Source organism: Flavobacterium sp. CHNK8, assembly GCF_019774515.1.
Taxonomy (GTDB): domain Bacteria; phylum Bacteroidota; class Bacteroidia; order Flavobacteriales; family Flavobacteriaceae; genus Flavobacterium; species Flavobacterium tiangeerense.
Genome location: NZ_CP081492.1, coordinates 367,476 through 380,999 on the forward strand (window position 1 = coordinate 367,476; position 13,524 = coordinate 380,999).

Below are 13,524 nucleotides of genomic sequence, written 5' to 3' on the forward strand. Positions count from 1 at the left end.
GTATGTGTAATCGAGTTAAATTTTTATAATCCAAAATAACGATGCTACAAAACCAATCTGTAATTCCTGATATTAAAGCCATTATAGCAGCTTCAAAAGACAAAGCAATTATAGCAGTTGACAATGAAAGAACCTTGATGTACTGGCATATTGGGCAACGTATTTTTGAGGAAGAACAAAACGGAAAGGACCGTGCTGATTATGGGACTTATTTAATTAAATTTCTTTCACAACAATTACAGCCAGAATATGGAAGTGGTTTTTCTTATCGCCAATTAAATTGGTATCGCCAATTTTATCGCACTTTTCCAATTGTGTCCGCACTGCGGACACAATTGAGTTGGACACAATATAAATTACTTTTGGCAATTGACAATAAAGATAAAAGAGAATTCTATGTTGCTGAAAGCGTAAAGAATAATTGGACGTCAAGACAACTCGAACGTCAAATTAACAGTAGCTTATACGAACGCCTTTTAATGAGCAATGATAAAGAAAGCGTACTCGCTGTTGCCAAAAATGAAAAACTGCCTTCAGATGCTAAAGAGATTATAAAAGACCCGATGTATCTTGAATTTCTGGGGTTAAAACGAGAAGCGGCTTACTATGAAAAAGATTTAGAAAGCGCTATAATTACTCATTTGCAAGATTTTTTATTGGAACTAGGAAATGGATTTTCATTTGTAGCAAGACAAAAAAGAATACACATTGATGGCGATGAATTTTATACAGACTTAGTTTTTTATAATCGAATATTACAATGCTTTGTCATTATTGAAATCAAAACAGATAAACTTACGCATCAGGATATAGGGCAACTACAGATGTATGTCAATTATTACGATCGGGTAGAAAAACTGCCTCGTGAAAATCCAACTATAGGTATTTTGCTTTGTGCAAATAAAAATGACGGCGTTGTAAAATTTACGCTGCCGGAAAACGAGAAAAATATTGTAGCCAGTCAATATAAACTATACCTACCTACTGAACAACAGTTGCTGGAAGCGGTGAATATAGAATGGCAAAATTTTGAGGAAGCCAAAGAAAATAATTAAGGAAACGACAAAACTGTAGCAAAATACTTTACCCGAAAGAGTAGCGTTTTTTTAGTTTTATTTAAGACTTTCGCACCTTTACCACACTAACTATTTCCTTATTTTTGTAACAACCTAAAAAAATTAACTAATGAAGAAATCCTTTTTAATAATGGCTGTAACCTCTGCAATGGCAACTTTTGGCCAAAATAAAAACGAGAAAATAACATACCCAACGACCAACAAAGGCACTACGGTAGATGCTTATTTTGACGCAAAAGTCCCAGATCCCTACCGTTGGCTCGAAGACGATAAATCAGCTGAGACAGGTGCTTGGGTCAAAGCCCAAAACGAAGTAACTTACGGGTATCTCAACCAAATTCCGTTTCGTGATGCGTTAAAAGCAAGAATGGAAAAACTGTGGAATTACGAAAAAATAGGTGCGCCTTTCAAAGAAGGGAATTTCACGTATTACTACAAAAACAACGGTTTGCAAAACCAGTCGGTGTTGTATAGAAAAGATGCCAAAGGAACCGAAACGGTTTTCTTAGATCCCAACACCTTTTCTAAAGACGGAACCACATCACTTGGCGGATTGGATTTTTCCAAAGACGGTTCAAAAGTAGCCTATGCCATCTCAGAAGGTGGAAGCGACTGGCGAAAAGTAATCATCATGGATGCCATTACCAATACAATTATTGAAGACACCATTGTCGATGTAAAATTCAGCGGCGTGTCCTGGAGAGGGAACGAAGGGTTTTACTATTCCAGTTATGACAAACCAAAGGGAAGTGAATTATCAGCAAAAACAGATCAGCACAAACTCTATTTTCATAAATTAGGCACAGCTCAAAAAGACGATCAAATTATTTTTGGTGCCGATCAAAAACGCCGTTATGTAGGCGGTGGCGTGACTGAAGACGACCGCTACCTTATCATATCAGCGGCAAACTCCACCTATGGGAATGAGTTGTACATCAAAGATTTAACAAAACCCAACAGTCCTATTGTGACCATTGTAGATAATTTCAAGAGTGACAACAGTATCATTGAAAACGAAGGCGGAAAATTATTCATAGAAACTGATTTAAATGCGCCCAACAAACGCATTGTTACGGTGGATATCAAAAACCCAAAACCAGAAAACTGGAAAGACTTCATTCCAGAAACAGAGAATGTTTTATCACCATCAACAGGTGGCGGTTATTTCTTTGCAAATTACATGAAAGATGCCGTTTCATTGGTAAAACAATATGATTACACAGGAAAATTGATACGCGAAATCAAACTGCCAGGAGTAGGAACTGCGGGCGGTTTTAGCGGAAAGAAAAAAGAGAAAAACCTTTATTTCTCCTTTACAAATTACATCACACCGGGTTCTATTTTTAGTTTAGATACACAAACAGGAACCTCTGTTGTGTATGAAAAACCAAAAGTAGATTTCAATACGGATCTGTATGAGTCTAAACAAGTGTTTTATACCTCAAAAGACGGTACCAAAATCCCAATGATTATCACCCACAAAAAAGGATTAAAACTTGACGGAACTAACCCAACCATGCTTTACGGATATGGCGGATTCAACGTGAGTTTAACACCAAGTTTTAGCATAGCCAATGCCATCTGGATGGAAAACGGAGGCGTGTATGCCGTACCCAACTTACGCGGTGGTGGCGAATACGGAAAAAAATGGCATGATGCCGGAACCAAAATGCAAAAACAAAACGTGTTTGATGATTTCATTGCAGCAGCCGAATATTTAATTGCACAAAAATACACCTCTTCACAATACTTAGCCATTCGTGGTGGGTCAAACGGAGGTTTGTTAGTAGGTGCTACCATGACACAACGCCCAGATTTAATGAAGGTAGCCTTGCCAGCAGTAGGTGTGATGGACATGTTGCGCTACCATACCTTTACCGCAGGAGCAGGTTGGGCGTATGATTACGGAACAGCTCAGGACAGCAAAGAAATGTTCAGCTACATTCAAGGATATTCACCGGTACACAATGTAAAAACAGGAACCCAGTACCCAGCCACTATGGTTACTACAGGAGATCATGATGATAGAGTAGTTCCGGCACACAGCTTTAAGTTTGCTGCCGAGTTGCAAGAAAAACAAGTAGGAACAAACCCAACCCTTATTCGCATTGACATCAATGCAGGACACGGCGCTGGAAAATCAGTAGCAGCAACCATACAAGAAAACGTAGACATACAAGCCTTTACGCTCTACAACATGGGGATTTTGACCATCCCTGCAAGTAAATAAAAGCAACAGAGGTACGGTGCGGTTACTCTTTTTTAGGAGCTTAATCCTGCTATCCGTTACAATCTTTATATCCGCCGAAAAGGCGGATATAAAGGATTTTCACTTCAAATGGAATTCACTGAACTCCTATGGAAATAAAAGTATAGTGAAGTAATCAGGGCTAGGGCATTCAACTCCTCAGACGATTTTCTTCACGAGGAACAAAGCCATCACCACACAAATTTCAAAAAACGCTATTCGAAAGAGTAGCGTTTTTTTTGTAGAATTAAAGTTAAAATATCAAATAGAATATTACTATCTTTCGTACAAATGTAAATTTTAAAAATATGATTCATGTAACGTGTGCAATTATACATTTTGATGGTAAAATTTTAGTTACTCAAAGAAGCGAAAAAATGAAACTACCATTAAAATGGGAGTTTCCGGGTGGTAAATTAGAAGAAGATGAAAGTGAAGCGGATTGTATTAAAAGAGAAATTTTAGAAGAAATTAATATTGAAATCGAAGTGGTAAAACAATTATCAAATAGTGTTTATGATTATGGAAGTTTTAAAATCAATTTGATTCCTTTTATCGCAAATTATGTTTCTGGAGAAATCATTTTATCCGAACATAAAGATTATAAATTATTAGATAAATCACAACTATTGAATTTAGATTGGGCAGAAGCAGATTTACCGATCGTTGAAGAATTTTTAAAACTTGAATTATGAACCAAGGATTATACGAAGAATTAGTAACCAAACTAATCAACTATAAATTAAACGAACTAGATAAAGATACTTTTCAAGTTAAAAAAACCTCCATTGATAAGGCAGAAGCAGCACAATTATTATCGCAGCATATTGGTAGGACTATAAAACAAGCTTTTAACTTAATTAAAGGCGAAGATATTCTTGAAACTCAAATTGAAATTGCTAATAAGATTATTCTTTTTTTGAAGGAAGAATTGAAAAAAGAAGAATTTGAAGATGACTTAATTGAAACAGAAGGGAAAATATTAAAAGCTGTTTTTACAAAAGTCGATAGTCATTTTACAGATTTAGATTTACACCTAAAAGAAATTACACCATACACAAGATTAATTCATAGCGAACTTTTTACTGGTGGGAATTCTGGAACAACTTTAGAAAGTGAATTAAGAAAAGAAATTTTATCATCAGATGAAATTGATTTGTTGGTTTCTTTTATCAAATGGAAAGGAATTAGAATTCTGGAACGTGAACTGAAAGAATTCACCGAACGAGGCGGAAAACTTAGAGTAATTACAACTACATATATTGGCGCAACTGATGCGAAAGCAGTTGAGTTTTTATCGTCTTTAAAAAATACTGAAGTCAAAGTTTCTTATAACACAGGAAATGAAAGGTTACATGCAAAAGCGTATTTGTTTCAAAGAAAAACAGGTTTCCACACTGGATATATTGGGTCTTCAAATTTTTCTCGTTCTGCATTAACAGATGGATTAGAATGGAATTTAAAAATAACAACCAAAGAAGTTGGTCATATTATTGATAAATTCAAGAAAACATTCGAGGCATATTGGCAAAATTCTGAATTTGAATTATATGATAAAAATATTCATTCTGTAAAGTTAGTTGAAGCTTTAAAGCAAGGGAAATTTTCTAAAGAATATACTTTTACAACATCTTATTTTGATTTAAAACCGTTTCATTATCAAAGTGAAATATTAGAAAAATTAGAAGTTGAAAGGTCAGTTCACAATAGATTTAGAAATCTTTTAGTTGCTGCAACAGGAACTGGGAAAACAGTTATTTCTGCTTTTGATTATAAAAATTTTAGAAATAACAATCAATCATCAAAGTTACTTTTTGTGGCTCATAGAAAAGAAATTTTACAACAAGCAAAAGCAACTTTTCAAGGGATTTTAAAAGACAATAATTTCGGCGATTTATGGGTTGATGGATTAGAACCAAACTCAAATGAATACGTTTTTGCTTCGGTTCAAACTTTAAATAATCGACTTAAAGAAATTAAACTTTCACAAGAGTATTACGATTTTATTATTGTAGATGAAGTACATCATATATCTGCATCAACTTATAGACCGATAATAAATTACTTTAAACCAAAAGTACTCTTAGGGTTAACAGCGACTCCAGAGAGAATGGATGGTGAAGATATTTTAGAGGATTTCTGTAATCGTATTGCTGCTGAAATTAGACTTCCCGAAGCTTTAAATAAGAAATTATTAAGTCCGTTCCAATATTTTGGAATTACAGATAGTATTGACTTAACTAATGTAAAGTGGGAAAAAGGAAAGTACGTTACAAGTGAATTGACGAGTTTATATACAAAAAATGATGTGCGTGTTGGTCAAATAATTTCAAATCTTGAGAAGTACACAAATGACATAAACGATGTGCGAGCAATTGGATTTTGTGTAACTGTTGAACATGCAATATTTATGACCGAAAAATTCAATTTAGCGGGTTTAAAAGCAGAATGCTTGACAAGTAAAAATTTAAGTGAAAGAGATCGAATTAGAGCACAATTCAAGAAAAAAGTATTCAATTATTTATTTGTCGTAGATATTTTCAATGAAGGTGTTGATATACCCGAAATTGATACAGTTTTGTTTTTAAGACCAACAGAAAGTTTGACTGTTTTTCTTCAACAATTGGGACGTGGTTTACGTTTAGCAGAAGGAAAAGATTGTTTGACAGTTTTAGATTTTGTTGGGAATTCAAGACCTGAATATGATTTTGAAAGTAAATTTAGAGCATTGATTGGCAAGACTACTACATCTGTACAAAAGGAGATAGAAGATGATTTTCCGCATTTACCATTGGGTTGTTCCGTTATTTTAGAAAAGAAAGCAAAAGAAACTATTCTTGAAAATATCAAGAAGGCAACATCCTTAAATGTAAATCAGCTGATTGCGAAGATCAGAAACTTCCAACATCAAACGACGTTACCATTATCTTTAGAAAATTTTATTAGTTTGAATCATTTGTCAATTGAAACAATTTATAAAAAAGATAGTTGGTTAAGACTATGTCAAAGAGCAGGTGTAATAGATGATTTTGAATCGATAAATGAAAAACAAATTTATTCAGCTATTGGAAAAAAATGGTTGTCTACAAATTCTACCAGTTATTTCAATTTCATTTTGAACATTGCAAAAAATGGTTTTAATATTGACATCAATGATTTTAATGAAAATGAAAAAATAATGTTATTAATGTTGCATTATGATGTGTGGCAAAGTGCAGGTGGTTTTGATTCTTTAGAGCAAAGTATAAATCAAATTGGAAAAAATAAAATATTAGTAAATGAAATTATTGAAGTATTAGAAATTTTAATTGACAAAATTGGATTTAAAGAAATTGACATTAAACTTCCTTACGAACAACCATTAAAGTTACATGCACGTTATACCAGAGATCAAATCTTAGTCGCTTTTGGGCTTAGTACATTTGATAAAAAATCTTCCAACCGAGAAGGAGCAGCTGAAAATAAAAAGATAAACACTGAAATTCTCTTTATCAATTTAATTAAATCAGAGGAGAATTTTTCTCCAACAACGATGTATGATGATTATGCAATTAGTGAAACATTATTTCATTGGCAATCACACAATGCGTATGGTCCAGAAACAGGCAAAGGCTTATCATACATAAATCATGCAGAATTAAATAAAAAAATACTTCTTTTTGTTAGAGAAAAAGCAAATGATGAAAACGGAAATACGCTTGGTTATGTTTTTATCGGCGAAGCAAATTTCAGAGAAACAGAAGGCTCAAAACCGATGAGTATTAAATGGGAACTCAACGAACCATTACCCAATTATTTGTGGAAAGAATCTGCGAAAATGTCAATAGGATAATTAAGAAGATTGTCAGCTAACCTATTCTATTTCATTTCATCATTTTCTAGGCTTTATTTTCCCAATATTTTATTAAGGTGTTCGGTTTTTCATACAGCAATCGGTAAATTTGAGAATAGAACATTAAATAATAAAAATTATGACAGTACAAATCAACACAGACAATAACGTAGAGGGACATGCACGCTTAAAATCATATATTCAGGATGAGGTAGCCACTACTTTGGCTCGTTTTGAGGAAAAGGTAACACGCCTTGAGGTGCATTTAGGAGATGAAAACAGTGATAAAGGCGGAGTGAATGACAAGCGTTGTACCATTGAAGCTAGACCTATCAACATGCAGCCTGTAGCAGTTACAAACCACGCAGATACTACTGAAAAAGCCTTCCACGGAGCACTTGATAAAATAAAAAAAGTACTAGAAACCTCTTTCGAGAAAAAGAGAGCGTTTTAAACCATAGCCTTTTGGCACACTAAAAAAAAATGACACTGTCTTATGGAGATAGTGTCATTTTTTTCGGGTGTATACGTAAAAGCATTGCTGGAACTGATTATTTATCAAACAGTAAGTTGGCTAGCGCCTCATCACGCTCATACACGTCTTCGTAAAAATGAATCACACCATCGGGATCCACCCAAGCGGTAAAATAACCTATGTAAACCGGAATTTTATTTTTTAGCGTATACCATTTTTCATCGCCGGTATCCATGGCGGCATTAATTTTTTCAGGATTCCATTTTGGGTCGTCTTTCATAATGGCTGCCGCTAGTTGTCTTGGTTTTGCAACCCGAATGCATCCATGGCTAAAAGCGCGGTCTTCTCTGCTAAACAAACCTTTGGAGGGCGTATCATGCAGGTAAATTGAATTTGAATTGGGAAATAAAAATTTCACAAGACCTAGAGAATTATGATTTCCAGGTTTTTGTCGCACTAGATTGTCTTTCCACTCCATATTGTGTTGCTCCAAGTAATTGGGATTTTTGGCAATAGCGGGTAAGATTTCTTTTTTAATGATGCTTTGCGGCACATTCCAGTACGGTCTAAAAACGATATACTTCATGGGCGCGCTAAAAATCACGGTTTTATTCAGGGTCTTGCCCACCACAACTTTCGACTGGAGTTCGGGTTTTCCGTCTCTAAAAAAAGTAAGTTCGTAGGCAGGAATGTTAACTACAATCAATTCTTTGGATTTTGTGATGTCTTTTGATATCCATCTGCAGCGTTCCATATTGATCATTAAGGTCCTAATTCTACTTTCGACAGGCACATTCATATACCGAATGTGTTTTGGTAAAATCGTTTTGTTCAAGAGATTGCCGCTTCTTTTCTTAAAGTGCAGTATTCCCTCGGCAAGTTCATCGTCATAAACAACACTTTTAGAATCAGTGGAAATATCTTTAGTGATAAACAAGCGGGTGCGAATGGCTGCAATGGTGGCTGCGCTGTCTCCGGGTTTGTAGGACGCAACGGTAGAGTCAATAGGAATGGGTTTCCAGCCGCCTTTTTTTTCTATTTTTCTATATTCTTCAAGAACATTTTTTAATAAATAATACTGCTTGATGGCACCTTTTTCATTTTTATGAATCAACTTAGGATCAACTAATAAGGAATCCAAATAGTCCACATAGGATTGTTTTTGTCTTGGAAGGAACCATCCTAGTTCTTTAGATTTCTCTGGATCAATACCGTGAAATACTTTGTCCACATAAAAGAAATATATGGCAGAGCATAGTAACTCAGTGTTGATGTTGGGTTTTTTAGTTTCGGCGGGACTCGTGAACAAAGCATCTAGTTTTTCCTTGTAGGGTATTTTGGTTCGTACGCCTTCTTCACTGATGTTGTTTACTTTGTTGTACATAACGCCAGCAAACTCATTTATACCGTTTTTATCATACCAAATGTACTTGAACTGATGTTTGCGGTACAATTGCGTCACTTCGGTTTGATACTGTTGCAAGGCGGGATGCTGGGTAAAAAAAGTTTGAATTTGAGTGCTATCAAAAGTGGCTTCAAATACAGGGGTGCTTTTTGTAGCGTTTGTGGCGAGTTCCTTTTTCTTGCAAGAAACAAAGGTCAGGAACAAGATAAAAACAAGGCAGAATTCGGTAACGTACAGTTTTTTCATAAGACCAAATAATATTTTAAAAACAGCGGTTTTGTGATGCAAAATTAAGGTAAATAGGAACCTCACCGACCACAATGAAATAGTGTCAAGCTTGTGACAAGACTACTGCTGTGTGTTTTAATTTTTATTTTTTTAAAAAGTAAAAATAGTAAATTACTGTAAATAAACGTTTTGCAAAGGAATTTTTGTTTTGTTTAACTGCATTAGGATTACAAAACAAGGGTTCTAATCCAATAATTATACAACAAATGCGCAAATACTTGTAACTAATATCTAGTTTTTATGGCGCTATTTTGTTATTTGGTACTGTTGTGAGTATTGAATAGCTTTTTGGTGCCAAATAGTTTTGTATTTCAGGCTGTGGCCAAAGATATAAAGCTGATAATCCTGTACCTTTATTTTGACGGAATGCACCCTGTAGTATGAAAAAAAGAATCTTGAATATAATAAACCATCTCAAAGCCATGCCTTACAAGAAAATCTTAAAGGGTGTTGGTGTTTTTATAGTGGTACTTGTGGCTGTATTGGGTCTAGTTACCGGACTCTTTTCATGGTATTTTACAAGCCATAAAAAAGAAATTGTAGCACTTGTAAATGCTAAAATCAATGAAAAAAGCACCGCATCAGTAGTTATAGGTGACATAGATTATAAGTTGTTCAAGGGTTTTCCTAGCATGACATTGGCTTTAAGCCAAGTTGTAGTAAAAGATAGCATGTGGCAAGCGCACAAAAGAACGTTGCTTCGTGCCGAAAAAATCGAGTTGCGATTGAACGTCGTAGCACTTTTGGGTAACCAAATCGAAATGGATAAAATTGAAATTCAGCAGGCCAAAATCCATCTTTTTAAAGGGAAAAACGGTTTAGACAATACGCTTTTATTTCGGGTTAAACCCAAAAATAAAGAGGAAAAGAAGAACTCGCCACCATCTATTGATCAAATAATTTTAAACCAAGTTCGGTTCATAAGTGAGCATCAAGAAAACCACAAACTGTTTGATTTTGATTCCATCTCTTTGCAAAGTAAAGTGCAATATGATGGAAATAATTGGCATGCCTTTGCTGATTTGAGTACACAAGCAAGAAGCATGGCATTTAACACACAAAGGGGTAGTTTTATAGAAAATAAAAAAGTACAAGGCCTTTTGGGTTTAGATTTTAATGCCGAAAGTAATTCCATTGCTGTGGTGTCTAAGAAACTGGCTATAGGAAATACTTTTTTTGAGGTTGATACCCGTTTTAATTTAGACCCTAATACATCACCTTTTAAAATTGCGTTAAACGCGACCTTGCTTTGGCGTGAAGCCTCAAGTTTATTGAGCAATAACATTAGTGAAAAGGTAAATCAATTTAATTTTAAAAAAACCATTCAAGTAGGATGTACCATCAATGGAGACATGAGTAAAACAGGGGATCCAGAAATTATAGTGCAAGCCAAAATAAAAAACAATGATTTAAAACTTCCTGATGGACTAATTACAGCTTGCACCTTTGATGCTACGTTTACCAATAATTATAAAAAAGGAGCGGGTTTCAATGATGCTAATTCAGCCATTACGATTACCGATATGAAAGGAAAGTTTAAAACCATCCCTTTTGAAATCCCTATCGGAATTATTTTGAATTTAGAAAAAACAGAAGCAGCTGGAAGTTTTCGATCTAATTTCCCAATTACGCAATTGAATCAAGTGATCAATAAAGAATTGATGCATTTTTCTGGCGGTCAAGCCAAAGTGAATTTAGATTTTAAATTTGATGTTCAAAAGTTACGCATTAAAAAACCCAAGTTTACTGGGAATGTTTATGTTAAAGATGCTATTGTAAATTATGGTCCAAGAAACCTTACGTTTCTTAAAACCGATATACAACTTGACTTTACAGAGAAAGCGTTGCTCATTAAAAAAATTAACTTCAAAGACAATCGCAACTCGGTTTTTATGGACGGTCGCATAGACAATTTCATGACCTTGTACTATGAAAATCCAGAAAAAATGGTTGTAAATTGGGATATTTACGCTCCTTTTTTAGATGTGAAACAATGTATAGGAGCCTTAACAAGCAGCAGTAAAAAATCAGCTATTCAAGAAAAATCACAGGATTCTTTCTCAAAAGAGTTGTATGAAGTGATAGATAAATGCCAAGTTGTACTAAAGCTAAAAGCAGATAAAATGACGTACAGCAAACTTGTGGCAACCCAAACCAAAGCAACAATTGTATTGGCAAATAATTCTTTACGCGTAAATAATGGCAGCGTGCAATGTGCAGGCGGAACTGTAGATTTTGAAGGGCAATTGACTCCAGAGAAAGATCATTTTAAATGGCAGTCAGAAACAAAAATACAGAAAGTAAATCTGAATCAATTTTTAGAAGGATTGAACAACTTTGGCATCACATCTTTTGAACCTCGCAATGTCAAAGGGAAGCTTACTGCTACTGCTACAGTGCAAGGACTGTTGCAAGCTGGCGGACAGCTTAAAACCAACTCCATGACAGGTGTAGCCAAATTTGAAGTGGTAAAAGGAGCGTTGATAGATTTTAAACCTATTACTAATATTGCCAAGTTCGCCTTTCCTTTTCGGGATGTAAATAATATTTCCTTCAGTGATTTATCGGGTGATTTTAAAATAAATGGTGAAAAAATTCAGGTAAACGCTTTAAAAGTGAGTTCGAATGTGCTGAATTTAGATGCAAAAGGAGTATATTCGTATGGTAGAGGAACTCGATTGGCTATGACTATTCCTTTGCGTAATCCAAAAAAAGATCACTTACTCGCAACGGACATAGAGCGAGAAAAAAAACGTACCAAAGGCATCGTCTTGCACTTAATAGCCGCAGATGTCGATGGGAAAATTAAAATTAAATGGAACAAAAATCATGAATAAAGTAATTTTTTTCAGTAAGTCTGTGTGTTTATTTGCAGTAGTATTTTTTGTGTGGGGAACACCTTTTGCAACAGCACAACAGCAAAAAGATAAAGACGCCATTCATACCGTGCTTAATAATTGGCACAAAGCCGCAGCAGAAGCAAACTATAAAGACTATTTTAGTTTAATGACCGATGATGCCGTTTTTATTGGCACAGATGCAACAGAGAATTGGGATAAAGAAGCTTTTCAAGCTTATGCAAAACCTCATTTTGATAAAGGTAAAGCTTGGAGTTTTACACCGCTGGAACGACATTTGTTTTTTGATAAAACTGGAACTACAGCTTGGTTTGATGAATTATTAGACACCCAAATGAAAATTTGCAGAGGATCTGGTGTTTTGGTAAAAGTGGGTAGCCAATGGCAAATACAGCATTATGTTTTATCCATGACCATTCCAAATGAAAATTCCAGCAAAGTGATTGAATTGAAAGCAGCAAACGAGTCGGTAATTATCGATAAGCTCAAGGCTAAAGGAATGAAAAACTAAGAGTTGGTACTTTTTTAAGCAAAAAATAGGTTTCGTTATCGAGAGTTTGTCTCTTGATTTTTCATTTTTTTGCTACTTTGACATTCTATCTTATATAATTCCTTAATTTTGCCCAAATATTCAAAAAAAGTGGGAAGCAAAAATAAATTAAAGAGGTTCAAAGAAAACGAGACATTCAATAACGTTTTTCAACCAACGAGAGAAGAAGTAGTAGGAGATTTATTTCCGTTGAAAGGAAAGTGGAATACTGATTTTTTTAAAAATGATAATCCATTAGTTCTGGAGCTAGGTTGCGGAAAAGGCGAATATTCTGTTGGACTTGCTGAAAGATATCCAAACAAAAATTTTGTAGGTATCGATATCAAAGGCGCTCGTTTTTGGCGTGGAGCCAAAACAGCGGTTGAAACCGGATTGTATAATGTGGCTTTTATTCGAACTCAAATTGAACTCATCAACCATATTTTTGCTGAAAACGAAGTAGATGAAATCTGGATTACTTTTCCAGATCCACAAATAAAATACAAGCGTACTAAACATAGAATGACAAATTCACAGTTTTTACAATTGTATAAAAAAATCCTCAAAAAAGACGGTGTGGTAAACTTAAAAACAGACAGTGAATTCATGCATGGCTACACGCTAGGCTTGCTACACGGTGAAGGTCATGAGGTTTTGTATGCCAATCACAATGTGTATGTTAATGAAGGAAGTCCAGAGGAAGTAACTGCTTTTCAAACTTTTTACGAAAAACAATACTTAGAAATTAACAAAGCAATAACATATATTCGATTCAAAATCAAAGAATAGTTTTATATTTGATGCAGATATTTC

9 protein-coding genes are annotated in these 13,524 nt (G+C 34.7%); 8 read left to right on the forward strand and 1 reads right to left on the reverse strand.

The features are described from left to right. The first annotated feature begins 41 nt into the window (after positions 1–41). The 5 genes from K5V07_RS01460 to K5V07_RS01480 all read left to right on the forward strand — a co-directional run bounded on the left by K5V07_RS01460 (position 42) and on the right by K5V07_RS01480 (position 7,610). Positions 42–1,055, forward strand: coding sequence for a YhcG family protein (locus K5V07_RS01460; RefSeq protein WP_221916061.1), 1,014 nt, complete (start codon positions 42–44; stop codon positions 1,053–1,055). Between the two features lie 151 nt (positions 1,056–1,206). After that, entirely contained in the window at positions 1,207–3,306 is a 2,100-nt protein-coding gene (locus K5V07_RS01465) for a prolyl oligopeptidase family protein (RefSeq protein ID WP_370632510.1), read from the forward strand. 326 nt (positions 3,307–3,632) lie between these two features. Continuing rightward, on the forward strand, positions 3,633–4,019 hold the full coding sequence (locus K5V07_RS01470; RefSeq protein WP_221916063.1) for a (deoxy)nucleoside triphosphate pyrophosphohydrolase: 387 nt from the start codon (positions 3,633–3,635) through the stop codon (positions 4,017–4,019). After that, positions 4,016–7,156 (forward strand): DEAD/DEAH box helicase, encoded by a 3,141-nt coding sequence (locus K5V07_RS01475; RefSeq protein WP_221916064.1) that lies wholly within the window; start codon positions 4,016–4,018, stop codon positions 7,154–7,156. The genes K5V07_RS01470 and K5V07_RS01475 overlap by 4 nt, the downstream gene beginning before the upstream one ends. A gap of 139 nt (positions 7,157–7,295) precedes the next feature. After that, a complete protein-coding gene (locus K5V07_RS01480; RefSeq protein WP_086453357.1) occupies positions 7,296–7,610 on the forward strand; it encodes an HPF/RaiA family ribosome-associated protein in 315 nt (104 codons plus the stop codon). A gap of 97 nt (positions 7,611–7,707) precedes the next feature. Here the strand turns inward: K5V07_RS01480 and K5V07_RS01485 are convergent, their stop codons facing one another. Then, complete coding sequence (locus K5V07_RS01485) at positions 7,708–9,282, reverse strand: murein L,D-transpeptidase (protein WP_221916065.1); 1,575 nt, start codon at positions 9,280–9,282, stop codon at positions 7,708–7,710. A gap of 422 nt (positions 9,283–9,704) precedes the next feature. Between K5V07_RS01485 and K5V07_RS01490 the strand changes: the two genes are divergently transcribed. The 3 genes from K5V07_RS01490 to trmB all read left to right on the forward strand — a co-directional run bounded on the left by K5V07_RS01490 (position 9,705) and on the right by trmB (position 13,500). Then, positions 9,705–12,161 carry an AsmA family protein gene (locus tag K5V07_RS01490; RefSeq protein ID WP_221916066.1) on the forward strand — a complete coding sequence of 819 codons (2,457 nt, stop codon included), beginning with the start codon at positions 9,705–9,707 and terminating at the stop codon, positions 12,159–12,161. Then, complete coding sequence (locus K5V07_RS01495; RefSeq protein WP_221916067.1) at positions 12,154–12,693, forward strand: nuclear transport factor 2 family protein; 540 nt, start codon at positions 12,154–12,156, stop codon at positions 12,691–12,693. The genes K5V07_RS01490 and K5V07_RS01495 overlap by 8 nt, the downstream gene beginning before the upstream one ends. 129 nt (positions 12,694–12,822) lie before the next feature. Continuing rightward, positions 12,823–13,500: a tRNA (guanosine(46)-N7)-methyltransferase TrmB gene (trmB, locus tag K5V07_RS01500; protein WP_086453364.1), complete on the forward strand. Its 678-nt coding sequence runs from the start codon at positions 12,823–12,825 to the stop codon at positions 13,498–13,500. Positions 13,501–13,524 lie beyond the last annotated feature (24 nt).